Here is a 26,030-nt window from a genome sequence, read left to right on the forward strand (position 1 = left end):
CAATGAATAACAATTCAAGCCAGGGCGGGCCACTCGCCGGCCTACGCATTATCGACATCACCGAAGTCGTCATGGGACCTTCGGCCACGCAGATGCTGGCTGACCTTGGCGCCGACGTGATCAAGGTGGAGCCGCCCGGTGGCGACATGCTGCGCGCCACCGGGCCCGGTGGCCGCGCTGGCGCCGGTCCGCTGTTCCTCAACCTGAACCGCAACAAGCGCAGCATCGTGCTGGACCTTAAGAATCCTGTCGGCAAGGAGGCGCTGCTGAAACTGGCGCAGACGGCCGACGCGCTGATCTACAACGTGCGGCCGCAGGCCATGCAGCGGCTCGGGCTGGATTACGAAGCGGTACGGCAGGTGAACCCGCGCATTATCTATGTCGGCACCTTCGGTTTCAGCCAGCGTGGTCGCTATGCGGCCTCGCGCGCCTTCGACGATCTGATCCAGGCCGCCGTCGCGATCCCCGAGGCCAGCGTGCGGGCGGGCTCTGAAGTACCGCGCTATGCGCCGCTCAACCTCTCGGACCGGGCGACGGGCCTGTACGCGTTCGGTGTGATCTGCGCGGCGCTGTTGGCGCGCGAACGCACGGGACGCGGCCAGTCGGTCGATGTGCCGATGTTCGAGACGACCGCGCAGATGATGCTGGGTGATCACCTCTACGGCCACACGTTCATCCCGCCGCGCGGAGGCTTCGGCTATCCGCGGCTGCTCAACCCGCAGCGGCGGCCATACGCCACGCAGGACGGTCTTGTATGCCTGGTCGTCTACACCGATGACCAGTGGAAGGCCTTCATGCGCGTGGTCGGCGAGGCCGAGCGGTTCGAGAGCGACCCGCGGTTTGCCGACGGTGAATCACGCACGCAGCATGTCGAGGCGCTGTACGAAATTCTCTCCGACAACCTGAAAACCAAGACCACGAAAGAATGGGAAGAGCTGCTGGTGCCGCTCGGCATCCCGGTGCTCCCGGCGCATACCTTCGAGTCCCTGCTGGAGGATCCGCACCTGAGGGACATCGGCTTCTTCCAACAATTCGAGCATCCCACCGAGGGCGTGTTGCGGACCATGGCGGTACCGAGCGAATGGCCGCAATCGCCGCTGCCGCCGTTGCGCCCGCCGCCGCTTTTGGGTGAGCACAGCGAGGAAGTGCTTGCGGAGGCTGGCTACTCGCGCGATCAGATCCGCGAGATGGTGCTGACCAGCGTGACCCAGGTGACGACGGCACCCAAGGAAACGGAGGTCAGGACATGACGACGGTTCTTCAAGAAAGCCGGCAGGACGGTCGGCTGATTCTCACCATCGACCGCCCGGAGCGCCGCAATGCGCTCAACGCGGATGTCATCGCGGCGCTGCAGCAAGCCCTGCAGCGCGCCCGGGCGGACGACTCGATCCGCGCTGTCGTGCTCACCGGCACGGGCGACGAGGCGTTCTGCGCCGGTGCCGACCTGGGCGCGGACGCCTTCGCGTTCGACTACGCCACGCCGACCATCGCCTATGCCGACCTGCTGCGTACCGCCCGCACGCTTGCCGTGCCGCTCATCGCGCGGGTCAACGGCGCCTGCATGGCCGGCGGCATGGGCCTGCTCGCAATGTGTGACCTCGCCATCGCTACCCCGCACGCGATCTTCGGCCTGCCAGAGGCGAAGATCGGCGTGTTCCCGATGCAGGTGCTCGCCGTGCTGCAGGCTCAGGTGCCGCAGCGCTGCCTGGTGCAACTTTGCCTGACAGGTGACCCGATCGATGCCGCGAGAGCGCGCGAAATCGGCCTGATCAACGAGGTGGCGGACGACCTCGACGGTGCGCTCGAGCGCCTGCTGTCGCGTCTGCTCGGCAACTCGCCCACTGCGTTACGCCGCGGCCTGTATGCGATGAAAGCGATGCGCTCGATGTCGTTCGAAGAGGCGATCGCCTTCGGCGAAGGCCAGATCGGCCTGCTGGCCATGACGCAGGATGCGCGCGAGGGCATCGCCGCATTCAAGGAAAAAAGGAAACCGCAATGGACCAACAAGTGAATCCGCAAGCCACGAACAAACTCGTGCGCATCGGCGGCGCCTCGGGCTTCTGGGGCGACAGCTGCCTCGGACCGATGCAACTGGTGCGCCAGGGCGACATCGACTACCTGGTGTTCGACTATCTCGCCGAGCTGACGATGTCGATCCTTGCCGGCGCACGCATGAAGCGTCCCGAGGAAGGCTACGCCATCGACTTCGTCACGGTGGCGCTGCGCTCGGTGCTGAAGCAGGCCGTCGAGAAGGGCATCCGCATCGTCAGTAACGCCGGCGGCGTGAACCCGAAGGGCTGCGCCACGGCGGTGCAGGCTCTGGCCGACGAACTCGGCGTGGCGGTGCGCATCGCGATCGTCGAAGGCGACGACGTGCTGCCACTCGCGGCCGCCATGCGGGCGGCCGGCACGGTCGGAATGTCCAACGGCGAACCGATGCCGGAACGGTTGGTGACGGCCAATGCTTACCTTGGCGCGCTGCCGGTCGCACAGGCGCTGGACGCGGGCGCCGACATCGTCATCACCGGCCGCTGCGTCGACAGTGCGGTCACCCTCGGCGTGCTGATGCACGAATTCGGCTGGGCGCCTGACGACTTCGACCGGCTTGCCGCGGGCAGCCTCGCCGGCCACATCATCGAATGCGGCTGCCAGGCCACCGGCGGCTTGCACACCGATTGGGCCGCGGTGCCCGACTGGGCCAACATCGGTTATCCGATCGTGGAGTGTCGCGACGACGGCAGCTTCGTCGTCACCAAGCCCGCGGACACCGGCGGGCTTGTCTCGCCCGGGACGGTCGGCGAGCAACTCCTGTATGAGATCGGCGATCCAGCCTGCTATCTGCTACCGGATGTTGTCTGCGACTTCCGCCAGGTGCGCCTGGAGCAAGTCGGGCCGCATTGCGTGCTGGTGACCGGTGCGCGCGGCCTGCCGCCGACCACTACCTACAAGGTCAGCGCCACTGCGCCGGCGGGCTTCAAGGTGTCCGGGCAGCTCACCATCGTCGGGATCGATGCCGCCGCAAAAGCCAAGCGCACCGGCGAAGCGCTGCTCGAGCGTGGCCGCCGGTTGCTGCGCGAGCACGGGTTCGCGGACTTCCTGGCGACGCACATCGAGCTGCTCGGCACCGAGTCGGCCTACGGCCCACTCGCCCGGCGGTTTCCGACGCGCGAAGTCGTGCTGCGCCTGACCGTAACGCATGCCGACCGGCGCGCGCTGGAGATGTACAGCCGCGAGTTCGCCGCACCCGGCACGTCATGGTCGCCGGGCACGACCGGTTCAGGTGGCCGTCCTTCCGTGTCGCCGGTCTTGCGGCAGTTCGCCTGGCTCATTGCGAAGGAGCAGGTGACACCGACGGTCACGCTCGGTGAAACGACGTTCACCGTGACGCTGCCACCGCCGCCACCGAAGGTGGTGCCGGAACAGCTGGCGCCCATCGAGGATGCGCTGCCCCCCGGTCCACGCCAGACCGTGCCGCTGGTGAGCATCGCGCTCGGGCGAAGCGGCGACAAGGGCGACACGTCCAATATCGGCCTGATCGCCCGCCATCCGGCGCTGTTGCCGGTGCTGATCGAGCAGGTGACGCCCGAACGCGTGAAGGATTACCTCGGCCACCTGGTGCAGGGGCCGGTGCATCGATTCGAACTGCCCGGCATTCACGCCATCAACCTCCTGTGCGAGCGCGCGCTGGGCGGCGGCGGCATGGCGTCGCTGCGCAACGACCCGCTCGGCAAGGGCATGGCGCAGATGCTGCTCGACATGCCGGTCGAAGTGCCCGAAAGCCTGCTGCAGGAACTGCCCGCATGAATTTCGATTTGTCGGATGACCAGCTCGCGATCCGCGACGCCGTCGAGGCGATCTGCGCCGACTTCGCTGCCGACTACTGGCTCGAGCACGAGCGCGACGGGCGCTGGCCGAGTGCATTCTGCGACACCATCGCCCGCGGCGGCTGGTTCGGCATGACCATGCCCAAGGAGTATGGCGGCGCCGGCCTCGGCATCTCGGAAGCCGCAATGGTGATGCGCACCATCGGCAAGCTCGGCTCGGCGGCGGTGTCGTCGGTGCATCTGAACCTGTTCGGCCCGCAGCCCGTGGTCGTATTCGGCACCGAGGCGCAGAAGCGGCGCTTTCTGCCGCCATTGATCGAAGGCACGGATCGCGCCTGCTTCGGCGTGACCGAGCCCAACATCGGCTCTGATACCACGCGCATCAGAACCTTCGCGCGCCGCGCGGGCGACCGTTACATCGTCAACGGCCAGAAGGTCTGGACCTCGACCGCGCAGCACGCCAACAAGATCCTGTTGGTGGCCCGGACGACGCCGATCGAGGAATGTGCGAGGCCAATGGACGGTGTCACGCTGTTTTATACGAACCTCGACCGCGCGCATGTGCACATCTGCGAGATCGAGAAGATGGCGCGCAAGGCCGTGGACTCGAACGAACTGTTCATCGGCGGGCTGGAGATCCCGGTCGAGGATCGCATCGGCGAGGAAGGCCAGGGGTTCAGGTACCTGCTGCACGGCCTGAACCCGGAGCGCATCCTCGTCGCGGCCTCTGCGCTCGGTGCCGCGCAGACGGCACTGACGAGTGCGACGGACTATGCCAGGGAACGCGTCGTGTTCGGGCGACCGATCGGCATGAACCAGGCGATCCAGCATCCGCTGGCCGAATGCTGGATGCGCCTGCAAGCGGCCGAGCTGCTGATGTGGAAGGCGGCGGCGCTCTACGACGCCGGCAAGCCCTGCGGCGTCGAGGCCACGGCGGCGAAATACTTGGCGGCCGAGGCCAGCTTCGAGACGTCATTGCGTGCGGTGCGCACCCACGGCGGATTCGGCTATGCCACGGAGTATCACGTCGAGCGCGGCTTGCGCGAAAGCGTGCTGTCACTGCTCGCGCCGGTGACGCAGGAACTCGCGCTCTGCTACGTCGCCGAGCAGGCGCTCGGCCTGCCGAAGTCGTATTGATCTGCGCAACACGAGATAAACCGCATCCAGAGCTTGAGTGCGCGGGCGCTGCCGTCGCCCGGGTTACGGCGCACCTGTGCGCATGATTTGACTCGCAAAGTGTCGTAGCGCTCGCAGGCGGCATTGGCCCCGGAGCGCATCCAGAAACGCATATAACAATGAGAACGACATGAGAATGAACAAAGCGAAGACGATACCGGTATTGCTGGCGCTGGCGTTCCTGGCGACACCGCTCGCCACAATGGCCTGGGAGCGGGGCAAGGTCGAGACATTCGCCACGTTGCCCGCCGGTGAGGCACATCCCGAGGGGATTACGGTGGGCCGCGAGGGCAACGTCTATGTCGTCACGGTGGCGGCGGACAAACCCAGTACGAGCGAGGGAGCGCTTCTCGTGTTCGACCCGCAGGGCAAGCATCTGCGCACTGTCGACATCAAGGGATCGAGCAGATTGTTGCTTGACCTCGGCTTTCATCCCCGGACCGGCCAGTTGCTCGTGGTCGACTTCAAGGCCGCGAAGGTCCTGAGCGTCGATCCCGTGTCGGGTGCCTCGTCCGTGTTCATGACGGTCACGGGCCAGCACCCCGGCCTCGACGGAATAACGTTCGACCCCGCCGGCAACGTGTACGTGACCGATGCGCATCAGGGCATCATCTGGAAAGTCGGACCCGAGGGCGGCGAAGCGTCGGCATGGGTCAGCAGCCCACTGCTCAAACCGACGCGTATACCGCCAACCATCGGCGCCAATGGTATGAAGTTCAATAACCAGAAGACGGCGGTGTTCGTCGCCAATACGGCGAACGACACCATTGTGAAGATACCAGTGACAGGCCCAACGCTCGAGCCTGGCACGCCTGAAGTCTTCGTCAACCGTGTCGGCGGCGGCCCCGACGGTCTGATCATCGATGAGCACGACAACCTTTGGGTCGCGTGCAACCAGTCCAACGAGATTCTCGTGCTGGAGCCGACCCAGGGTCGTGTGATTGCCAAGCTCGGCGATTTCGGTGGAATCAGTCCCGACGGGGCGCCCATCGGCTTTCTTTGGTCGAACAGCCTCGTATTTCACGGTGACGACGTTCTTGTCACCAACCTCTCGTTCGATATCGAGACGGTTCTATCGCAGCTTAGCGATGAGCTCGGCTTGACGCATCTCGTGCCCAAGACTCTGCGGACCATTGATGGACCGTGGGCTCGCCAGGTGAAGGTTCACACGATCTCGAAAATCAAGAAGCGGATACCAGCAGGAATGGACGTCGCCGGGAAAACAGAATGACAACCATTGCACGCACTGCGTTGCGAGCGGCGTGAGTATGACCAAAGCCAGGAGGACAGTTTCATAACAAGTATTTGAGGGCTAGGTCGTGAGCGTAGTCGGCGCTGCCAGCAAAAGTATTGCGCGTACCAATCCATAACAAAAAACATAGATGGAGTAGCGTCGATGACAACAACAACCTGGTTCTGGCGCCCGGCAAGATTGCCCTTGGCCGTCAGCCTCGCTTCCACACTCGCTGCTCCGGCATTCGGAGTTACCTTCAACATCGGGGAGATCGAGGGCCAGTTCGACTCCGCGCTTTCCGTGGGCGCCAGTTGGTCCATGCGTGGGGCCGATCCGGACCTCATCGGGGTCAACAACGGTGGCGATGGCCTGTCCCAGACCACCGACGATTCCCACCTGAACTTCAAGAAAGGCGAGACCTTTTCGAAGATCTTCAAGGGCATCCATGACCTCGAACTCAAGTACGGCGACACCGGCGTTTTCGTCCGTGGCAAGTATTGGTACGACTTCGAGCTGAAGGACGAGCACCGTCTGTTCAAGGACATCGACGATCACAACCGTAAGGAAGGTGCGAAGTCCGCTGGCGGCCAGATCCTCGACGCCTTTGTCTACCACAACTACGCCATTGCCGATCAGCCGGGTTCCGTGCGTCTGGGCAAACAGGTCGTGAGCTGGGGTGAAAGTACCTTCATCGGCGGCGGCATCAACACGATCAACCCGATCGACGTATCGGCATTCCGCCGTCCGGGTGCCGAGATCAAGGAAGGCCTGATTCCGGTCAACATGTTCTATGTCTCCCAGAGCCTGACTGAAAACCTGTCGGCCGAGGCCTTCTACCAGCTGGAGTGGGACCAGACGGTGGTGGACAACTGCGGCACCTTTTTCGCCCAGCCTGACGGGATTGCCGACGGCTGCGACGATAACCTGCGCGTCCTGAGGAAGGCATCGAGCCTGAGTCCTGCTGCCTTGGGGGGGCTGAGCCAGTTTGGGGTAACTGCGAACGAGGAAGGCGTGCTGGTTCGCCGCGGTCCGGATCGCGATGCGGATGACGATGGCCAATACGGCCTGGCTCTGCGCTACTTCGCCGAGCCGTTGAATACCGAATTCGGCGCCTATTTGATCAACTACCACAGCCGGGCACCGGTTTTCAGCAGCACGAGCGCTACCCAGGCGCAGCTGAATGCCATCAACGCCGGTTTGCCGAACGTTCCAGCCCTTGGCGCCAGCAACCCGGCCAACCTTCGCTCCTTGGCCGTCGCCGGATCCTCGAGCTACTTCGTCGAGTACCCAGAGGACATTCGCCTCTACGGCCTGAGCTTCTCCACCACGCTGCCCACCGGTACTGCGTGGAGCGGCGAGCTCAGCTACCGTCCGAACGCGCCGGTTCAGTTGAACACCACGGACATCCTCTTCGCGGGCGTTGAATCCCTTGGCGGACTGTTCGGCAACGCTTCGCTGCTGCCAGGCCCTGCGGGGCAGGACCTGCACGGCTATCGCCGCAAGGAAGTGACCCAGTTCCAGACTACCTTCACGCACTTCTTCGACCAAGTCATGGGGGCTAGCCGTCTGACCCTGGTGGGTGAGATCGGCGTCGTTCATGTCGGCGGCCTGGAAAGCACTTCCGATGTCCGTTATGGCCGTGACTCGGTCTTCGGTCCTGGCCCGCTGCCAGCCACTGGGTCAATCAATACGTGCGTGGCTCTGAACACCAGCAACCTGGGCAGCGCCACTGCGCAGAACGTTAGCAAGTACTGCGAAGACGATGGTTTCGTCACCAGCACTTCCTGGGGTTACCGCATGCGCGCCGTGTGGGACTACAACGACGTGTTCGCCGGTGTGAACCTCAAACCGAGCATTGCCTGGTCCCATGACGTCGATGGTTACGGTCCGAATGGTCTGTTCACCGAAGGCGCCAAGGCAGCCAGCCTGGGCCTGGATGCCGAGTACAACAATACCTACACGACGAGCCTCTCTTACACCGACTTCTTCGGCGGCAGGTACAACACATCGATCGACCGCGATTTCCTCGCGCTCAGCTTCGGCGTGAACTTCTAAATGGACTGGAATCTTGAGGAAACAACAATGAAAACAACAAAGAGTCTGCTGCAAACCGGCGCCCTGGCGCTGACCCTGATGGCCTCCAGTGTCATGGCCGCAGTATCTGCCGATGAAGCGGCCAAACTGGGTGCCAGCCTGACCCCGGTAGGTGCCGAAAAAGCCGGCAACGCCGATGGCTCCATCCCTGAGTGGACCGGCGGCCTGCCGCAGAATGCCGGTAGCGCCGACGCCGCGGGCTTCCTGCCCGATCCCTTCGCCAGCGAGCAGCCGCTGTTCACCATCACCGCGAAGAACGTCGACCAGTACAAGGACAAGCTGACCCCGGCCAGCTGGCGATGTTCAAACGCTACCCCGAAACCTACAAAATACCGGTGTACAAGACCCACCGCACGGCCACGCTTCCGGCCAAGGTAATCGAAGCCACCAAATACAATGCCACCCACACCAAACTGGTGGAGGGCGGCAACGGTCTGGAGAACTTCCATAGCGCCAACCCCTTCCCGATTCCGAAGGACGGCCTCGAGGCAATCTGGAACCACATCACCCGTTATCGCGGTGGCAGCGTGAGCCGCTTTGTGACCCAGGTGACCCCGCAGACAAACGGCTCCTACAGCCTGGTGTACTTCCAGGATGAGTTCACCTTCAGCGACCAGTTGAAGGACTACGACCCGAACAAACCGAGCAACGTGCTGTTCTACTTCAAGCAGCGCGTGACTGCACCGGCGCGCCTGGCGGGTAATGTCTTGCTGGTGCACGAGACCCTGAACCAGGTGAAGGAGCCGCGCCTGGCCTGGCTCTACAACGCTGGCCAGCGTCGTGTGCGTCGTGCCCCGCAGGTTTCCTACGACGGCCCGGGTACTGCTACCGACGGCCTGCGTACCTCCGACAACTTCGATATGTACAACGGCGCTCCCGATCGTTACGACTGGAAGCTGGAAGGCAAGAAGCAGATCTACATCCCCTACAACGCCTACAAACTGGACTCGCCGAAGCTCAAGTACAGCGACATCATCAAGGCCGGCCATATCAACCAGGACCTGACCCGTTACGAGTTGCACCGCGTGTGGCACGTGGTGGCCACCCTGAAGCCCGGCGAACGCCACATCTATGAGAAGCGTGACTTCTACATCGACGAAGATACCTGGCAAGCCGCTGCCATCGACCATTACGACGGGCGTGGCACCCTGTGGCGCGTGGCCGAGGGACACGCCCAGTATTATTACGACAAGCAAGTGCCGTGGTACACGCTGGAGAGCCTCTACGATTTGGTGTCCGGCCGCTATGTAGCGCTGGGTATGAAGAACGAGGAGAAACAGTCCTACGACTTCAGCTACGCCGCTGGTGAAAGCGACTACACGCCGGCTGCGCTGCGTCAGGAAGGTGTTCGCTAACGTTGCGCAATACCTTGTTAGGAAGCCGGCCTTCGGGGCCGGCTTTTTATTGATTGCGCCAGGCATGGCGCGTTGCGCGCAAGCCAACCAGCTTGGCTGGGCTAGCCACAGTGGTGATTTGGAGGTGCAAGTTCTCTACACGCAAGGGGAAGTGTTAGCCAGAGGCAAGGGTGTCGTGAGTGACTGCGGATCTGAAGGAAGCGCCACACATGAATCAGGCGCTATCGAAGAAGCTGTGGGATTGACTCGGACGGGTCTTGATAATGGATACGATAAACCGGCTTAACCGCAGCCCCTGCGCGCGGGAATGGACGCGCGCAGGGTGACCACCGGCGGCGTGCATTCAGCGTTTGTAAAGGCCGGTCAGGGTGGCCGTGGCGAGTGTGTTCTGGTGGATCAGGAAGCGCACCACCGCGTTGGTCGGGTTGGCCGGCAGCTCCAGCTTGGGCACGCTCAGCGCGTGCACAGTGAAGATGTAGCGGTGCGCGGGCAAGCCTGCGGGCGGGCAGGGACCGCCGTAGCCCGCGGTGCCATAGTCGTTGGGGACCTGAGTGCCGCTGGCGCCCAGGTCAGTGGCGTCGGTGGAGCCCAGGCCCGCGGCGAGCTGGGTGACGGACGAATCGATGTCGAACAGGATCCAGTGCCAGAAGCCGCTGCCGGTGGGCGCGTCCGGGTCGTACACCGTCAGCGCGAAGCTCTTGGTGCCTTGCGGCGCGCCCTGCCATTGCAGCGCGGGCGAGCGATTCTGGCCGGTGCCGTAGAAGCCATCGAACTCATGCACCCGTTGTAGCGGTTCCTGATCTTTAAATTCAGGCGATGTTACTGTGAAGTTACCCATGCCGTTTCCTTTCATTTGATCTTGGTAGTGGATTGGCAGCTCGCAACCGGGAGCCAGGGTTCACTGGTTTGAAGTAGAGGACGCAAGCCGTCCTTTGATGAGAAAGCCGGATGCGGACTGCTCCGGCGGGCAGCGCAGGGCTGTGGCGAACCCGCATGGAAGAAACAGGAAGTCGCCCGCCGCGAGCTGGAAGTCCTGCCCGTCGACGTGCGCCTCGATCCGTCCGTCTTCGACGTAGAGAACCTGCTCGGCGTCTGGCTCGGTCGGGCAGGCCAATGCGCTGCCGGCCTGCATCCGCAGCGCCGAGATGTCGACCCACTGCGCACCGACGGTGTCGCGGTCGATAAGTGGAACCCTGCCGGTGGCGGCCGCGTCGACGGTCAGCATCCTGACGTCGCCGCCCTCAACGACCGCGGGGTCGGGTTCCGTGATCGTCTGCGCCGGGTTCTCGCCATAAGGATGGGTTTCATTGCGGCTGGATCCTGAACGTTTTGCGTAAGCATCGAACCTCCGACATGACGTCAACCTAAAAACCTAATGTTAGGAGTTTTTGACATGAAAGAAGACCTTCGTCAAGCGCCTCATGGGGGTGACCGTAGGATCGTGGTCGGACGGTACGAGATCTCGGGTACCCGGCAGGACGAGTTCGCGGTTGCTTTTCAAAGAAGAAGGCGCAAGCGACTGCGCCGGGTTTACGCTGAGGTCTGCACGAGCACTTTTAATCGCGCTTGTGATCACCCACCACGTCCCGTTGGGGTTCGCTCATCCCGGGCATAATCTTCAATGTGGACGCGGGGAAGTCGACCTCGGCGACGTAGCGGTCGCCCCGATACCAGGTGAGACCGGCGTACAGCACGTTGCTTTTGCCGTCGACCAGGCACCGTGTCATTTTCGCCACGGGAGAGGCAAACGGGATTTTCAACAGGTCGCACAGAGGAAAATCCGCGGGCATCACGGTAATGCGTTGCCTCACGCGTTTGCCGCGCGTGCCCAGTTCGTCGAGCACTGCGGCGAGCAGCTTCCTTTTCCTGGCGATGTCCTTGGGCAGCGACTCGAAGACCGCGGTCGACACGTAAATCTCGGCGTAGCAGAACGGCTCGCCGGAATAGCTGTGCAGCTTGCGCACGCACACGTTGTCGTCCGCCGGCCGATCGTCCGACCCAAGCAGTTCTTGGGGCAACTGGATGTGGTGCCGGACTTCGAGTATCTCGAAAGAAAGCGCCTGCGGCGAGGCGAACGGATCGTTGATCGCCAGTTCGATGTCGATGGTGGGGGCAGGCAGCGCAGCCACGTGGGTGCCGACACCCCGTTGGCTGCGGATCAGCCCTTCCTTGGAAAGCAGCTCGTACGCTTGCCGGACAGTCACGACAGCGACGCCCAAGTCGTGCGCCAGTTTCGTGATCGGCGGCAGCTGCGTGCCGAGCGGGTACTCGCCGTTAGCGATCCGGTGCCTCAGCACGGAAGCTAACCTTTGATATTGCGCAACGCCGCGTTCGGCCCCCAGCTCCGGTCGCTCGGTCCTGATGTCTGCATGATTGATCCGCTTGTTCACGCCGTCTTCCACTAAATGCCTAACATTAGGTTTATGTTAGCAGGGCCAGCGTTGGCCGTCATTTGTGTGCAGTGAGGTTGCTGACCGTGCCCTTGGCGGGATTGCCATCGTCGTGCGCTCGACCGCCTGCTGTCGATCCGCGAGGGCGCCAAGGGTAGCGGGCTGATCGGGCTGATCGGGCTGCGCTAGTCTCTCGCTGACTACACGCACCGGATTGGTATCAATGACGTAGTCGTCGAGGCTTTCGGGAAGCAAGGTGCTTTGGTCTCGATGTTCACCGCCGCCAAATATGGGCTCAAGACTCTCGACATCCTCGTTGAGCTGGGTAAGCGGCGCATGGTTGGCGGGCAGGAGGACATGATTGTCGATGTGGCACTGGATCTAGTGAAGAAGACCTAATAGATCGCAAGCGTTTGGAGGTTAAGGTGCGCCCATCCGCACTGGGTGGGTGCACATCGTCTGTCGTTCGTCAGTAACTCGGTGTTGCGCCTTGAACGCGAGCTTGACGTGCGCTTATTCGTGCGGACCACCCGAAGCTTGAGGCTATCGGAGGAGGGCGAGCGCTACCTGCCCCATGCCCAGGTCGCGATAGAGGCAATATTTACTGGAGACCAGGCCTGTGAGCCGCGAGGGGGCGAAAGAAAGTAACGTTCGCAGGACCTCGCGGCTGACCTCGGTTGTTTTCAGGAACGGCGCTGAGCAAGCCTTTCTAATAGCGGTGAGGTCCGGGGGCACAACGCCACGGTACTCATCACTCAGAAGCGAGCGCGGCGTCACCCCTCACTTGTTGAGTGTCAGCAGCCGTCTGGCGACCCACCTTGAACCATGCGGCGTACAACGCCGGGACGAAGAAAATCGTCAGCAGCGTCGCCACGGTGAGGCCACCCATGATCGCGATCGCCATCGGCCCCCAAAATACACTGCGCGTGAGCGGGACCATTGCGAGCACGGTGGCCAGCGCCGTCAGCATCACCGGACGGGCTCGGTGAATGGCGGCATCCAGCACAGCGTTCCACGGGTCGCGCCCTTCGGCGATCTCGATTTGCACTTGATCGATCAGGATCACTGCGTTGCGCATGATCATGCCACCCAGTGCGATGTTGCCCAGGATCGCGACGAAACCCAACGGCGACTGGAACACCAGCAGCGCCGGCACCACGCCGATCAGGCCCAGCGGTGCAGTCAGCATCACCATCCACATGCGGGAAAAGTTCTGCAGTTGCAGCATGAGCAACAGCAGGATGGTGATCAGCATCAGCGGGGCCACCGCGAGCAGCGCCTTGTTGGCTTTGTCACTTTCCTCGACGGCTCCGCCCACATCTATGCGGTAACCCGTCGGCAGCTTGGCTTCGATGTCCTTAAGCAACGGCTGGATTTCCTGCGTCACCGATACACCCTGCTCACCATCTTTCACGTCGGCGCGCACAGTGATCGCCATGTCGCGATTGCGGCGCCACAGTACTGGCTCTTCCAGTTCAGAGCGCACCTGTGCGACCTGCGACAGCGGCACCACCGTGCCTTGGCGCGTGTAGAGATTGATGTCTTTCAGTGTGTCGAGGTTCAAGCGTTCCTCTGGCACGGCACGGGCCACAATGTCGATCAGGTCCTCGTGCTCACGTAGCTGCGACAAGGTTGCGCCGTTCATCACGGTCTGGGTCGCCAGTGACACGTCGGCCGGGGTGAGGCCCAGCGCGCTCGCCTTGTCCTGATCAAGCTGCACTTTCAGCGTGCGCACCGGGTCGTTCCAGTCGAGCTGGAGGTCGCGCACCTTCGGGTTGGACGCAACCACCTTCTCCACGTCGCGGGCTATCTTGCGCACCACCTGGGTATCGGGGCCTACGACGCGGAACTGCACCGGATAGCCGACAGGCGGCCCCAACTCGAGCCGGGTCACGCGCACCCACGCCTGCGGGAATTGTTGATCAGCCGAGGCCACCAGCCGCGCACGAACCCGCTCGCGTGCATCCAGGTCCTTGGTCATCACAACGAACTGGGCAAAACCCGGATTCGGCAACTCGGGGTTGAGCGAGAGATAGAAGCGCGGTGCGCCGGCGCCGGTGTAGGCGGTATAGAAACGCACGTCCTCGTCCTTCGCCAGGATCTCCTCCATGTGCTTGACCTGCTCGGTCGTCGCGGCGAACGAGGAGCCTTCCTTTACGCGCAGGTCAATGACCAGTTCAGGACGCGAACTGTTGGGGAAGAATTGCTGCGGCACTAGCTTGATACAGGCCAGAGCAAGTACCAGAGCACCAACCGTCGCACCGATGACCACCCAGCGGCGCTCGATGGCGGCGTCGATCAGGCGGCGCAGGCTGCGGTAGAACTTCGTGTCGTACATATCACCATGCTGGTGCTTGCCCAAGTCGTTGGGCAGCATCTTGACCGCCAGGTACGGCGTGAAGATGCCGGAGCAGATCCACGAGAACAGCACCGCGGCGCCGACGATCCAGAAAATGCCACCCGCGTACTCGCCGGTGGTGGACTTCGAGAGGCCGATCGGCAGGAAGCCCACGACGGTGATGAGTGCGCCGGTCAGGCGCGGCATGGCGGTGGACTGATAGGAGAAGGCGGCCGCCTTCACGCGGTCCATGCCGGTTTCCATCTTCGCCACCATCATCTCGATGGCGATGATGGCGTCATCCACCAGCAGTCCCAGCGCGATAATCAGTGAGCCGAGCGAGATGCGCTCGAGGTTCCAGCCCATCGCCAGCATCACCAGCGCCACGCCGCCCAGCACCAGCGGCACCGTGGCCGCGACAACGAGGCCTGCGCGCCAGCCCAGGCTGGCCAGGCTCACAGCGATCACGATGATCAGCGCCTCGACCAGCGCACGCCCGAAGTCCAGGATGGCGTCCTTCACCGTGGTTGGCTGGTCGGCCACGAGTTCCAGTTCCACGCCATGCGGGAGCTCCGACTGGATCCTGGCGACTGCCGTGTCCATTTCTTTGCCAAGGTCCACGATATTGCCGTCGCTGGTCATCGTGATGCCCAGCATCAGCACCGGCTGGCCGTTGTGGCGGACCGTGTAGGTGGGCGGATCCTCGAAGCCACGCGCAACGGTTGCGATGTCGCCGAGTTTGATCGTCCGGCCGCCCGCGGCGATGGGCACGTTGCGGATAGCGTCTTCGCTGTCGAACTGGCCGCTCACGCGCACCATGACGCGGTCGCCATGGGTGTCGATCTGGCCGGCGGGCGACATGGCGTTCTGGCTCTTGAGGCTTTCGGCGATGGCCAGCGGTGTAATGCCCAGCGCTGCCAGGCGCTCGTGCGAGAACTCGACGTAGACACGCTTGGCCTGTTTGCCGATGAGATCGATTTTCTTGACCATCGGCACCTTCAGCATCTGGCGCTTGATGTCCTCGGCCGCGTCCGACAGGTCGGCGTGGCCGACGCCGTCGCCCTTGACCGCGTACATCAGGCCATACACGTCGCCGTACTCGTCGTTCAGGATCGGGCCGATCACGCCGTCAGGCATCTCGCGGCTCAGGTCGTTGAGTTTTTTGCGCGCCTGGTACCAGGCCTCGCGCTGGTCAGCCTTGGAAGTGCCGCCACGCACGGTGAGCGTCATGCCTGCGTAGCCTTGCCGCGCGTAGGTGACCACCTTCTCGAAATTGTCGATCTGCTCGAATTTCTTTTCCATGCGGTTGAGCACCTGGTCCTGCAACTGCTGGGCAGTAGCGCCCGGCCAGATGACCATGGCGGTCATGGAGGGCACGGAAAAGTTCGGATCCTCGAGCTGACCGAGCCTGGTGAAGCTGAAGACGCCGGCCACCGCGACAATGAGGAGCATGAACAGGACGATGGCGCGATGACGCAGCGCCCAGTCGGTGAGGTTGAAGTTATTCATCGGGCGGCCTGCTGCGTGGTGTTCGCGTCAACAATCGCCGCGCCGGGAAGCGCGACTTTCAGTCCGGACGTCATCTTCTGGACGCCGGCGGTGACGACCAATACGCCAGCCTGCGGCCCGGAGACGAGCACCTCGTCGTTGCGGTAGCCCCAAACGGCCACACGCTCCAGTTCGACGATGCCTGCCGGATCCTTGCCCGCGGGCGTGACCACCCACAGCGCCGGCTGGCCACCGCTTTGCGTCAGTGCCGTGGCTGGCACCGCCGCTACCGAGACACTTGTCATCACGCGTTCGGCCATTACCGTGGCGGTGGCGCCCAGCGGCAGCGCCTGCACCGGCTTGAGCCGCGCGCGATAGGTGCGCGTCTGCGCTGCCGCCTGCGGCGATAGCTCGCGCAGCGTGACATCGAAAACCTCGCTCGGCGCACTGGCCAGTGAGGCCTTGAAACGCGCGTCCTTAAAGACGGCCAGTTGATCCTCGGGCACGTCGATGACGATCTCGGATTCATCCGGATTCGCAATCGAGACAACCGATTGACCCTCCGCCACGACCTGGCCGGCCTCAAAGCGCAAAGCTGTGACGACACCGCTACGCGAAGCACGCAGCACGGTGTACTTGAGCCGGTTGCGTGCAAGCTCAAGCTTTCGTGCCTCGGCCTCGGCGGTCGCATGCGCTGTTTGGGCATTGGTATGCGCGCGCTCGTCGTCGGCCGCACTGACTGAGCCGTCAGCCTTCAGCGCAGTCAAGCGCTGGTGGTCCGAGTCGGCTTGGCGCGTCTGCTCGACAGCAACCGTCCACTGTTGTCGCGATGCTTCCTCAGCGAGGCGGTAGTCGCTGTCATCCAGCACAGCCAGTATTTCGCCTTCGCGCACAAACTGGCCTACATCGACCTTGCGCTGGGCTACCTTGCCGCCCACGCGGAACGCTTGGTCGACTTCATGCCGCGATTGCACGGTGCCCACGTAGCGACTGATGTTGCGTGCATTGTCGTAGCTGATTTCAACGGTGCGTACAGGTCGTGGCGCCTGCACGGTAGGCTTGTCCGGGCTACACGCGCAAAGCATGACGGCGACGGCCAGGGCGCCGGCCGCAGTAAGGGAGGTTTTCAAGGCGGTTCCTCTAGTAAAACGGCAGTTTTTCAGGAAAGTGGTGGCAGGTCGGCTTTGGTGGCTGCGGTGGGGGTAGCGGGTTGTTCGAACACCTGCCAGCCCCCGCCCAATGCCTTATAGAGCTGCACGCTATCGATCAGCAGGCGGGTGTTGCTTTCGTTGGAGTTCAAGCGTGCCGCCAAGCGCGCCCGCTGCGAATCCAGCAGTGGCAACAGGTCGATCTGCCCGCGGCTATAGAGCGACTGGGCGCGGTTCTGCGCAGCCTCGGCGGACGCGGCGGCCAATTGCAGCGACCCGGCGCGGCGCCGCTCCTGCGCCAGCGTGACGAGGGCGTTCTCCACATCCTCGAGCGCTCGTACGATGCCGTCTTCGGCGCGCAGCAGCGCCTCTTTTTGAGCACTTTCGGCAGCGTCGTTGATCGCTTGCGTGCGCCCGGCGTTAAAGAGCGGCATCGCCAGCAGGCCCGCCACGTTGGTGAAGCGCGCAACGCCGAGATCGGCACCGTTCAGGCTCAAGCCCTGGCGGCCGAAGGAGGCATCGAGGAACAACCGCGGAAACCACTCGGCCGCGGCCTGCTTGCGGCGCGCATTGGCTGCATCGAGCTGCGCCATCAGCGCCAGCACGTCAGGGCGGCGTTGCAGCAGCTCGGCGGGCTGGCCCGGCTTGGCCTCGGGCACCACTGTCACATCGCTAATCGAAGTCTGGATGTTCGCGGTATTGAAGGACTGGTCGGCAATCAGCACCGCGATACGATGGCGCGACACAGCCACCTGCGTTTCCAGCGGCGGAATCTGCGCCCGCGCCGACAAGGCGTCGGTCTGTGCGCGTTCGACGTCGAAGGCGGATGCCAGCCCCACCTGCTGGCGAGCGGCAACCAGACGCAGCGTCTCGTCCTGCATCGCTGAGATGGCGCGCAGCGTCGCGACCTGGCGTTGCGCGCCGACTAGTGTGAAGTAGTTGCTGACGACGTCGCTCATCACCAGAAGGCGTACGCCGCGCATGCTGTGCTCCGCGGCCAGCGCATCGGCGTCGGCCGCCGCTGCGCCGGCGCGCAGGCGGCCGCTCAGGTCGAGCTCCCACGAGACGTCCAGGCCCACACTGGTGGTCTTGGTATCCGGATAACCCTGTTTCGTGGCCGAGTTGTAGCCGCTGCTTCGATCGCTGCCGGAGGCGGATGCGCCGACACTCGGGAACAGCCAAGAACTGCTGACTGTTTCGCCGGCACGCGCGGCGCGCAGGCGCTCGGCGGCAATCTTGACGTCGCGATTCTCGCGCGCTGCTCGGCGCACCAGATCCGTCAGCAACGGGTCATGGTAGACCTCCCACCATGCCGCCTCGGGTTCCATTTCGGAGGCCGTGCTCGTGGAAAAGTTGCTCGGCAGGTCTACCGATGGCTTAAGGACCTCGGTGGAGCAACCGGTCAAGATCAGGGCAACAGACGCGGCGAGCGCTGCCCCCATGACGACGCCGACCACGCGTTCGGCATGTTGCAGGGGCGTCTGCCCGGCGTTGCGGGTCAACAGATGGGAAGTTGGAAGTCGCGGCATCGGTTTGGACTCGTGAAGATTCGAGGTTGCATCAGCGTAGGGCCCGGTGTGCGCGAAGTCGTCAGCGAAGGGTCGCCGTTCGGTCGCCATATCGAGCGCTCATTCGTGTTGGAGACGTCAGTCGCCGCCGGCATCTGCCGTGTGCTCGCCGGCTGACAACGCGAGGTCCGAGGCGATCGACTCCAGCAGCTCTTCGGCGGACGAAAACTCGCGCTGTCGTCCGGTGACCAGGTTTTCGAGGCGGCCCACCAGGGCCCCCGGCGCGGCATCGCTACGCAGCTTTACTACGTACGAGCGGCGGCTCGGGTATTTGGATTCAGGGTTCAGGATCATCGCAGACCAGGGGCTCAAGAAAGTTCGACGACAGCGTAGGTGGCTCCTTGCGTCGAGTCGTAAGCGAAAGGTCAGACTTCGGTCGGGACAGCACCCGCCCCCCACAGAAATCGTGTCGCTTCAAGCCAACTTGGCAGCGTGAATCAGCGAGCGCGCACGTTTCACCAGCTCGGTTCCGTCAGTTTCGGGCAGCTGGTCAACCAGTGTGGCCAACGCCTGTTGGTCCTCGGCCGTAGCGTCATGGTGCTCGCACAGCTCGACCAGCGCGAGCAGCTCCAGCCACGGCGCTTCCTGGGCGCGAGCCTCCTCAACCGCGCGCCGCACCGCAGCGTTGCCGGCGTCGGGCTGACCCTGCGTTCGCGCGATCGCTGCCTCTAGCAGCAATAGCTGCGGCAGGTATACGCGCTCGCCCAGTTCCTCGCCCACCCGAAGTGCTTCCTGTAGCTCGACTTGTGCTGCATTGCAATCGCCTGCCAGCAGCAGCGCCTCGGCGGCGTAGCCGAGTACCTCGCTGGCTCCGGAGCGCATGCCGAGCCCGGTGTGTTCTTCGTAGGCTTCGCGGATGCGACGGTAGCCGTCGCTCGGGGAGCCGCTGCGCGCGTCGGCCCAACCGTGCCACCAGCGGCAAGCCGTACGCCCCAGTGCGAGCGAATACTCATCGACCAGCGCCTGCATGTCGTCGGCCAGCGCAGCCACACGCACGTGGTTTCCCATGCGCACCTCGATCAACACCTCCTGCCAGGCGGCGACCAGCTGGGTCATGGGCTGGCGCAACGCCTGCGCGCGTAGCCGTGCCTGCTGCAGGTGGACTCGAGCTTGCTCAACCAGACCAGAACGCAAGAGTTCTATAGCCAGCATGCCGTGCAGCATCACCTGGGGATCAGCCGCAAAGATATTGTTTGCCCCGATGTCCAGCGGCTCGGCGATCGCGAGGGCGCGCTCTAACCAACGGCGGGTCGTCTGTGTGCGTCCCTGGAGGTGATGCACCTCGCCCTGCACGATGCACGCCGCCAGCATGAGCGCCGGATCGTTTGTGTCGCAGGAGAGGGCTTCGGCGCGTTCCGCCACCTCCAGCGCCAGCGCATAGTCGCCGCGCAGACCGAGCAGATAGCCGAAACCATGCAGCAGGCGCCCGCGCATTGGATGCTCGGGTACATCCGCTAGCAGCGTGTACGCGCGTTCGAACGCGTTCATGGCTTCGCTACCGACACCGAACGTGTGGAAAGCCGACACCCCCTGCAGCGTGGCCAAGGTAATTTCGAGGACATTGCGCTCCGTCCCTTCTGGTGCCTGCGTCAACAGGACCATTGCCCGCTCAGTGAGACCGATGCACAAGTCCGGGCTGAAGTGCAGTAGCGCGGCTTCTGCGGCCTCGGCGTAGTAGCGCAGCGCGATCATCGGCAGCCGAGCGCGGTCGAAGTGCATCGCCAGCTCCGAGGCAGCAACCGGCACGCCGGCCGTGCGCTCGCGTTCGAGGGCAGCGCCGACCTGGCGATGGAGTTGGGTGCGCAATGAACGCGGCGTGCGGTCATACAGCACCTGGCGAAAGAGGGCATGCCGGAACGAGTGGGGTAGCTCGACCGTCTCTTCAACTTCGGTGGCCCGCGACCGTATGAGCCATACCTGCTCGCGTATCAGCTCCTCACAGGTGTGGGCCACCGAAGCGAGGTCGCGCTCGAGGGCCAGTGAAACCGTCTCAACCCGGAATTCGACCCCGCACACCGCTGCGGCCGAGAGCAGTGCACGCTGCTCCGGCCCAAGCCTGGCAATGTAGTGATCAATAATGGCCGCGAGGTTTTCGGGAACCGCCAGATCCGCAAGCCGAGCTTCGATGGTGGCTTCGTCGTCCTTTGGGTCCATCACTTCACTGATGATTGACGAAACGAACAACGGCACACCGTCAGTGCGCTCGTGCAGGGCGCGCACGAAGGCTTCATCGTGTGCTAGCGAGGCTGAACGCAGCGCAATATAGTCAGCGACCTCGGTTTCCGAGAATGGGTCGAGCACCACTTCCTCGCACAAACGCTGCAGGCGTAGTTCATGACGCAATGAGCTGAGCGGATGCTCGAGCGCCACAACCTCCGCGAGACGGAAGCTCGACAGCCACATCAGCCGCGCGCGGCCACGTCGCCGCGCCACATAGTTGATCAACTGGACCGTCGCCCGATCGCTCCAATGCAGGTCTTCGGTCACCAGCAATAGCGGTCGATGCTCCGTGTAGCGGTCCAGCAGTTCGCCCATTTCCCTCAGCATGCGGTCCGGACCGATGCCGGCAAGTTCGCGCCGCAACGCGTCTCGCTCTTGCTCGGTACTCAGCCACGGCAGTTGCAGTAGCCAGGTCGGCGCCACGGCGCGCAGCAGCGCCGGCAGGGTCGGGTCGCTGCGGCACAGATTGGCTAACGCCTCCAACACCGGCAGGTACGGCTCGCCGGTGCCGTAGTGTTCTACGCAATGGCCGCGTGCGCAGGCGATGCCGCCAAGGCTGGCGAGGAAATGTTCGATTAACGTGGTCTTGCCAATCCCCGGTTCTCCAGCGAGCCAGACCACGGCACGCTGGCCGCCATCCGCCCGCTCCCACGCCCGTTGCAGCCTGGAGACCTCGTCGGTGCGACCGATGAATGGCGGTGACGGGGGCGCGCCAGCCGCCGGCACCGTCGCGGATGCAGGCGGCATCGAAGGTGCGGAGGAGGGCGGGGCGATGAAGCGATAGCCGCGCCGCGACACGGTCTCGATGAAGCGAGGATGCCTGGGGTCGTCTCCCAGCACCTTGCGCAGATCGCTGATGGCCGTCTTCAGCACCGAATCGCTGACGAACCGATGCCCCCACACGGCATCAAGCAAGGCATCCTTGGTCACCAGCGATCCTGGCTGGCGTGCCAGCACGCATAACAACGTGAAGGGAGTCGGCGCTAACGCCACCGCTTGCCCGTTACGCAACAAACAGGCGTTGGATTCGTCGAGCTCGAACTCGACGAAGCAGAGCAAGACTGGGTTCGGATGGGACTGCGGACGTGCCACGGTTGATTCCTAAAGACTAAAACAGGGGTATGTCGCCGCGAAGCTTCACATGGGGCTCGATACTAAAAACCGGTGTGTGCCCGATTTCCTGGTCCTATCGACCAGCTTTTTTTTCAACAGTTCTCCAGCCTCGGCTCGCCTTGAGCCCTTGACGCCAGTCACGTTCTTCAGTTCTTGGCCATTGTTCCAATGACAACGCTGATCGGCTCTGAAGCCAAGCGTCGTCGGTCGGAAACTGGCATACGCCAACTTCACGCCACCCGCCTGCGGCACTCGCCAACTCGGTCGGAACGCGGTCCGCTGACGCCTGACATTTCGCCTCATTCCCTAGGCCCATCGCGGCTTGCCAATGATCCCAAAAAATAATGACAAAAACATCAATATTGAAATATCTCTCAATATTGCATACCTTTCACATTGCCTGACGATGAGACCTCGCGTCTCACGACTTCAATCACAACAAGGGCTCGAGATGAACAACAACAAGAAAGTTTCCGAATTGCCTCCCGCCGCCGTTGACGTGCTGGTCATCGGTAATGGTCCGGTAGGTGCGACAATCGCGGCGCTGCTCGGCCGCTATGGGGTAACGACCCTGGTACTGGACAAGACCCATGAGGTCTTACTGATGCCTCGTGCCATTGCTCTGGACAACGAGGCGCTGCGCATTCTGCAACTCGCAGGATTGTCGGAAGACGCTTTCGAGAAGATCGTTATCCCTGAAGTGAAAATGCACTCCCCGGTACTCGGGCAGTTCGGTCGAGCCAATACTGAGGGGTGCATCGATGGCCATCCGAAACTTGTGACGTTCTATCAACCCGACCTCGAACACGCGATGCGCAGCCAGGTCTCCCGGCTGAAGTCAGTAACCAGTCTTGGTGGCTTCGAGCTTGAGAGTCTGGTCGAGGAGTCGGATTGCGTCGTCGCCTCCGTACGAGATCAGCATGGGCAATCGCATTCCGTTCGCGCCCAGTACCTGGTCGGTGCGGATGGCGCAAGCTCCAGGGTCAGAGCACTGATTGGCCAGGAGTTCGAAGGGCAGACCTATTCGGAGGATTGGCTGATTGTCGATGTCAAGAACCGGCACAAGTCAGCGATTGATCACGTTGAGTTTCTCTGTGATCCGCGGCGCCCAACGCCGCATATGCCTGCACCCGGCGGCAGGGAACGTTGGGAGTTCATGCTGCACCCCGGCGAATCCCGGGAAGAGCTGGAAAGCCCGGAAAGCATCGCCCGACTGATCTCGCCATGGATCAACCCGCAGGAGCTGGAAATCGAGCGCAAGGCGGTGTATCGATTCCACGCGCGCTGCTGCGACAAATTCAGCAAGGGGCGCGTCTTTCTCGCGGGCGACGCGGCGCACATCACGCCTCCTTTTGTCGGGCAAGGTCTCGTAGCGGGACTTCGAGATGGTGCCAACCTTGCCTGGAAACTCGCTTGGGTCCTTCGCGGCCATGCCGCGCCTGCAATACTCGATACCTATGACGTAGAGCGCCGCCCCCATGCCCAGGCGATGATCAATCTGGCGAAACTCATGGGCCGCCTGGTCATGCCCAAGAACAAGATCGCCGCTTTCTTTATCCACGGCCTGATGCGTTCGCTGGGGTTGACGCCTGCTACCAGGAAGTACTTCGAACAGTTGGACATCAAGCCGAAGAACACCTTCAAACACGGCCTGTTCGTACAGCATCGTCGGGGCGACAAGCTGGTACGTGGCAGCCTGTTTCCCCAAACCTGGATTCGCAACATGCAAAAGCAGATCAAACTGAGCGACGATGCGCTTGGAGACCACCTGACCCTGGTTGGATTCGGTGTTGACCCGTTGTCGCTGCTGACCACTGATCAGATCGTTTCCTGGGAAAAGATGGGCGGCCACTTCTTGGAGGTCAGAACACGCGGCCAACGCTCCGGCGGCAGCTGTGACTTCATCGAAGACATGAACCATGACATCCTGCCGTTGGCTCCCAAAGGAACGCTCGTCGCGGTTCGTCCCGACCGTATCATCATGCACCACGCCCCTGGTGCAGAGGCAGGCAGTCTCCTTCAAGACTGCAGGGGCCTGCTAGCGAGCGAAGACGCCACTCCCAATAGCGTTTCCGTTACCATCAACGAGCCCACTAGATTACGAGCTTGATAATGCATTCCCCCATTCTTCCTTTAGATGCTACTGCGCCACAACCTCTCACGAGAGGTCACAAGAAGCGTGAGCGCACCCGTCGCGGTCTGGTGGACGCGGCATTGCGTCTTATCGCACGTAAGGAGGTGGGGGAGATCGCACTGCTCGAGGTGGCCGCGGAAGCAGCGGTATCCAACGGTACCATCTACAACTATTTTCGAACTCGCGACGAGGTGCTGGAGGCGGTGGGCATCGCCATGGCCGCCGAGTTCTCCGATGCCATTTCCGCCATGAGTAAGGACGTGAGCTGCGGTGCTCAGCGGCTTTCGATCGGCGTGCGCATGTTTGTGTGTCGGGCCGCCGCCGACCACCAATGGGCGAATGCGCTGCTGCGCATCATCCATTTCGACCAGGCAATGCGCTCGCGTTTGACTGCCCATGTACTTGGCGATCTGCGTGAGGGGCTGCGTGCGGGCACTCTTGCTTACGAGGATGAAGGGGTCGCCCTGGACATAGTCTTATCGTGCACAACCGGAGCAATGCGCTCAGTTGTCGAGGGACGTGCAGTGGCGGAGCACGATCTGCGGGTCGCCGAAATGATTCTCCAGGCTCTGGGCGTAACACCTGCCAGAGCCAGGAGAATCGCCGGCAAGCCGCTACCGGCCTGAACTGATTTAATCCTTGATCTGTCTGGCTTGATCAATCCATTGCCGATAGCTCTTCGCCTGGCGACGAGACTTCAACTGATTGCCGATCAATGCCATGAGGGGTGACGTCCCGGGTTTTGTCCCTTTCCCCTGACTCAGCAAGCCGAGCTGCTTCTTGACCACCGACGCCACTGCAAGCGAGGCCAGCGCCTTGTTCTTCCAGCGGACGACGACGGGCTCCACTTCGGTGTCCTGGCCTGCCATCCATTGGCTTGGCAGGGTCGGCTCGATTGCCAACGCAGTGGCAAGCCCCACCATCGACACTGAGCCGCTAACCACTCGCTCCGCGACCTCCTTTCTACGCACGCCGCCGGTGACCATCAGCGGCATGCGCGCTATTTCTCCTATTTTCTCCGCGAATTCGAGAAAGTAGGCTTCTCGAGCCAGGCTGCTGCCATCGCGGGTCTGTCCCTGCATTGCCGGGCTTTCGTAGCTGCCACCCGACAACTCGACCATGTCGACCGCCTTGGCGTTGAGCATCTCTACCACGCGTGCCGCATCCGCAGCATCGAAACCGCCACGCTGAAAGTCCGCGGAGTTGAGCTTCACAGCGACGCAAAAGATCGGTGCCACTCGCTGACGTATTGCGTCGATGGTTTGCAGGAGAATTTGCGCGCGGTTTTCCAGGCTGCCACCCCAACGGTCGTCACGGCGATTGGTCAATGGCGAAAGGAATTGGCTGAACAGGTAGCCATGCGCTGCATGAATCTCCACGCCAGTGAATCCGGCACGCTCCGCCAGCACCGCCGCTTGGGTATAGCGCTCAATCAGCTCCTCGATCTCCTGCTCATTCAAGGCCCTGGGCGGCACAAAAGCTTTTGATAGTCCGGGGATATCGACCGCAACTGCGGAGGGGCCCCTTGCCGGTTGCCCCATTGAAGCCAATAGCTGCCGTCCGGGATGATTGATTTGCATCCAGGCCTGGGCTCCGCGACTGCGGCAAACCTCGGCCCATAGCCTGAATTTGGCCAGGTTTTGATCGTCCTCAAGCACTACGCCAGCGGGTCCGGTCAAGGCGTGGCGGTCAACCATGACGTTGCCAGTGATGATCAGGCCGGCACCACCCTCCGCCCAGCGCCGATAGAGCTTAACCAGCGCCTCCCCTGGAGCGTGATCCTCATTGGCAAGGTTCTCTTCCATGGCAGCCTTGGCGATTCGGTTTGGAATCACCGTGCCGTTAGGCAATCGAAGCGGTTTGAAGAGCTTTGAGCCGGTCATGTTCTGTCCTTCAGCTGATATAAAGTCGGCCAGCACATAATTGAACATGCGTGTTCAGTTGTGTC

General features: G+C 62.8%; 18 protein-coding genes and 3 pseudogenes. 11 read left to right on the forward strand and 10 right to left on the reverse strand.

The window, feature by feature from the left end; all coding sequences use genetic code 11:
* The first annotated feature begins 2 nt into the window (after window positions 1-2).
* From ACYZT5_RS05975 to ACYZT5_RS06005, 7 genes and pseudogenes are all read left to right on the forward strand, one after another.
* The gene (locus ACYZT5_RS05975) at window positions 3-1,250 is read left to right on the forward strand and encodes a CaiB/BaiF CoA transferase family protein (protein WP_462050250.1); all 1,248 of its coding nucleotides are present in this window, start codon (window positions 3-5) and stop codon (window positions 1,248-1,250) included.
* Window positions 1,247-2,011, forward strand: coding sequence for an enoyl-CoA hydratase-related protein (locus ACYZT5_RS05980; RefSeq protein ID WP_462050251.1), 765 nt, complete (start codon window positions 1,247-1,249; stop codon window positions 2,009-2,011). Before ACYZT5_RS05975 ends, ACYZT5_RS05980 begins: the two co-directional genes overlap by 4 nt.
* Window positions 1,996-3,804: an acyclic terpene utilization AtuA family protein gene (locus ACYZT5_RS05985; protein WP_462050252.1), complete on the forward strand. Its 1,809-nt coding sequence runs from the start codon at window positions 1,996-1,998 to the stop codon at window positions 3,802-3,804. Before ACYZT5_RS05980 ends, ACYZT5_RS05985 begins: the two co-directional genes overlap by 16 nt.
* Complete coding sequence (locus ACYZT5_RS05990; RefSeq protein ID WP_462050253.1) at window positions 3,801-4,961, forward strand: acyl-CoA dehydrogenase family protein; 1,161 nt, start codon at window positions 3,801-3,803, stop codon at window positions 4,959-4,961. The genes ACYZT5_RS05985 and ACYZT5_RS05990 overlap by 4 nt, the downstream gene beginning before the upstream one ends.
* A gap of 169 nt (window positions 4,962-5,130) precedes the next feature.
* The gene (locus ACYZT5_RS05995; protein ID WP_462050254.1) at window positions 5,131-6,231 is read left to right on the forward strand and encodes an SMP-30/gluconolactonase/LRE family protein; all 1,101 of its coding nucleotides are present in this window, start codon (window positions 5,131-5,133) and stop codon (window positions 6,229-6,231) included.
* 165 nt (window positions 6,232-6,396) lie between these two features.
* Entirely contained in the window at window positions 6,397-8,289 is a 1,893-nt protein-coding gene (locus ACYZT5_RS06000; RefSeq protein ID WP_462050255.1) for a DUF1302 domain-containing protein, read from the forward strand.
* A gap of 27 nt (window positions 8,290-8,316) precedes the next feature.
* Window positions 8,317-9,683: pseudogene (locus ACYZT5_RS06005) on the forward strand (DUF1329 domain-containing protein).
* Window positions 9,684-10,026: 343 nt separating this feature from the next.
* On the opposite strand, the gene ACYZT5_RS06010 reads toward ACYZT5_RS06005, so the two are convergent.
* The 4 genes and pseudogenes from ACYZT5_RS06010 to ACYZT5_RS06025 all read right to left on the reverse strand — a co-directional run.
* Complete coding sequence (locus ACYZT5_RS06010; RefSeq protein WP_462050256.1) at window positions 10,027-10,521, reverse strand: YbhB/YbcL family Raf kinase inhibitor-like protein; 495 nt, start codon at window positions 10,519-10,521, stop codon at window positions 10,027-10,029.
* Between the two features lie 60 nt (window positions 10,522-10,581).
* Window positions 10,582-10,908: a cupin domain-containing protein gene (locus ACYZT5_RS06015; RefSeq protein WP_462050257.1), complete on the reverse strand. Its 327-nt coding sequence runs from the start codon at window positions 10,906-10,908 to the stop codon at window positions 10,582-10,584.
* Window positions 10,909-11,239: 331 nt separating this feature from the next.
* Window positions 11,240-12,073, reverse strand: coding sequence for a GntR family transcriptional regulator (locus ACYZT5_RS06020; protein ID WP_462050258.1), 834 nt, complete (start codon window positions 12,071-12,073; stop codon window positions 11,240-11,242).
* 198 nt (window positions 12,074-12,271) lie between these two features.
* Window positions 12,272-12,364 (reverse strand): annotated as a pseudogene (locus tag ACYZT5_RS06025) (hypothetical protein); the annotation flags it as partial.
* Between ACYZT5_RS06025 and ACYZT5_RS06030 the strand changes: the two are divergent.
* Window positions 12,353-12,472: pseudogene (locus tag ACYZT5_RS06030) on the forward strand (4-hydroxy-2-oxovalerate aldolase); the annotation flags it as partial. The pseudogenes ACYZT5_RS06025 and ACYZT5_RS06030 sit on opposite strands and share 12 nt — an antisense overlap.
* A gap of 108 nt (window positions 12,473-12,580) precedes the next feature.
* On the forward strand, window positions 12,581-12,721 hold the full coding sequence (locus ACYZT5_RS06035) for a hypothetical protein (protein ID WP_462052196.1): 141 nt from the start codon (window positions 12,581-12,583) through the stop codon (window positions 12,719-12,721).
* Between the two features lie 103 nt (window positions 12,722-12,824).
* On the opposite strand, the gene ACYZT5_RS06040 is transcribed toward ACYZT5_RS06035, so the two are convergent.
* The 5 genes from ACYZT5_RS06040 to ACYZT5_RS06060 all read right to left on the reverse strand — a co-directional run bounded on the left by ACYZT5_RS06040 (window position 12,825) and on the right by ACYZT5_RS06060 (window position 21,927).
* On the reverse strand, window positions 12,825-15,920 hold the full coding sequence (locus ACYZT5_RS06040) for an efflux RND transporter permease subunit (protein ID WP_462050259.1): 3,096 nt from the start codon (window positions 15,918-15,920) through the stop codon (window positions 12,825-12,827).
* Window positions 15,917-17,029, reverse strand: coding sequence for an efflux RND transporter periplasmic adaptor subunit (locus ACYZT5_RS06045; protein WP_462050260.1), 1,113 nt, complete (start codon window positions 17,027-17,029; stop codon window positions 15,917-15,919). Before ACYZT5_RS06045 ends, ACYZT5_RS06040 begins: the two co-directional genes overlap by 4 nt.
* Before the next feature lie 29 nt (window positions 17,030-17,058).
* Window positions 17,059-18,576, reverse strand: a complete 1,518-nt coding sequence (locus ACYZT5_RS06050; RefSeq protein ID WP_462052197.1) for a TolC family protein — start codon at window positions 18,574-18,576, stop codon at window positions 17,059-17,061.
* A 117-nt stretch (window positions 18,577-18,693) separates the two neighbouring features.
* Complete coding sequence (locus ACYZT5_RS06055; RefSeq protein WP_462052198.1) at window positions 18,694-18,909, reverse strand: hypothetical protein; 216 nt, start codon at window positions 18,907-18,909, stop codon at window positions 18,694-18,696.
* Window positions 18,910-19,029: 120 nt separating this feature from the next.
* Window positions 19,030-21,927: an AAA family ATPase gene (locus ACYZT5_RS06060; RefSeq protein ID WP_462050261.1), complete on the reverse strand. Its 2,898-nt coding sequence runs from the start codon at window positions 21,925-21,927 to the stop codon at window positions 19,030-19,032.
* Between the two features lie 472 nt (window positions 21,928-22,399).
* On the opposite strand from ACYZT5_RS06060, the gene mhpA reads away from it, so the two are divergent.
* Both mhpA and ACYZT5_RS06070 read left to right on the forward strand, forming a co-directional pair.
* Window positions 22,400-24,058, forward strand: coding sequence for a bifunctional 3-(3-hydroxy-phenyl)propionate/3-hydroxycinnamic acid hydroxylase MhpA (mhpA, locus tag ACYZT5_RS06065; RefSeq protein WP_462050262.1), 1,659 nt, complete (start codon window positions 22,400-22,402; stop codon window positions 24,056-24,058).
* 2 nt (window positions 24,059-24,060) lie between these two features.
* Window positions 24,061-24,708: a TetR/AcrR family transcriptional regulator gene (locus tag ACYZT5_RS06070; RefSeq protein WP_462050263.1), complete on the forward strand. Its 648-nt coding sequence runs from the start codon at window positions 24,061-24,063 to the stop codon at window positions 24,706-24,708.
* A gap of 6 nt (window positions 24,709-24,714) precedes the next feature.
* On the opposite strand, the gene ACYZT5_RS06075 is transcribed toward ACYZT5_RS06070, so the two are convergent.
* Window positions 24,715-25,965 (reverse strand): NADH:flavin oxidoreductase/NADH oxidase family protein, encoded by a 1,251-nt coding sequence (locus ACYZT5_RS06075; RefSeq protein ID WP_462050264.1) that lies wholly within the window; start codon window positions 25,963-25,965, stop codon window positions 24,715-24,717.
* Window positions 25,966-26,030 lie beyond the last annotated feature (65 nt).

It is taken from the genome of Pseudomonas sp. LB3P14, from assembly GCF_054898045.1.

Coding starts and splice junctions, on each gene's coding strand:
- ACYZT5_RS06050 (WP_462052197.1), bottom strand. CDS start 18,576: ATGCCGCGACTTCCAACTTCCCATCTGTTGACCCGCAACGCCGGGCAG.
- ACYZT5_RS06075 (WP_462050264.1), bottom strand. CDS start 25,965: ATGACCGGCTCAAAGCTCTTCAAACCGCTTCGATTGCCTAACGGCACG.
- ACYZT5_RS05975 (WP_462050250.1), top strand. CDS start 3: ATGAATAACAATTCAAGCCAGGGCGGGCCACTCGCCGGCCTACGCATT.
- ACYZT5_RS06015 (WP_462050257.1), bottom strand. CDS start 10,908: ATGCTGACCGTCGACGCGGCCGCCACCGGCAGGGTTCCACTTATCGAC.
- ACYZT5_RS06070 (WP_462050263.1), top strand. CDS start 24,061: ATGCATTCCCCCATTCTTCCTTTAGATGCTACTGCGCCACAACCTCTC.
- ACYZT5_RS06010 (WP_462050256.1), bottom strand. CDS start 10,521: ATGGGTAACTTCACAGTAACATCGCCTGAATTTAAAGATCAGGAACCG.
- ACYZT5_RS05995 (WP_462050254.1), top strand. CDS start 5,131: ATGAGAATGAACAAAGCGAAGACGATACCGGTATTGCTGGCGCTGGCG.
- ACYZT5_RS06040 (WP_462050259.1), bottom strand. CDS start 15,920: ATGAATAACTTCAACCTCACCGACTGGGCGCTGCGTCATCGCGCCATC.
- mhpA (WP_462050262.1), top strand. CDS start 22,400: ATGAACAACAACAAGAAAGTTTCCGAATTGCCTCCCGCCGCCGTTGAC.
- ACYZT5_RS05990 (WP_462050253.1), top strand. CDS start 3,801: ATGAATTTCGATTTGTCGGATGACCAGCTCGCGATCCGCGACGCCGTC.
- ACYZT5_RS06000 (WP_462050255.1), top strand. CDS start 6,397: ATGACAACAACAACCTGGTTCTGGCGCCCGGCAAGATTGCCCTTGGCC.
- ACYZT5_RS05980 (WP_462050251.1), top strand. CDS start 1,247: ATGACGACGGTTCTTCAAGAAAGCCGGCAGGACGGTCGGCTGATTCTC.
- ACYZT5_RS06055 (WP_462052198.1), bottom strand. CDS start 18,909: ATGATCCTGAACCCTGAATCCAAATACCCGAGCCGCCGCTCGTACGTA.
- ACYZT5_RS05985 (WP_462050252.1), top strand. CDS start 1,996: ATGGACCAACAAGTGAATCCGCAAGCCACGAACAAACTCGTGCGCATC.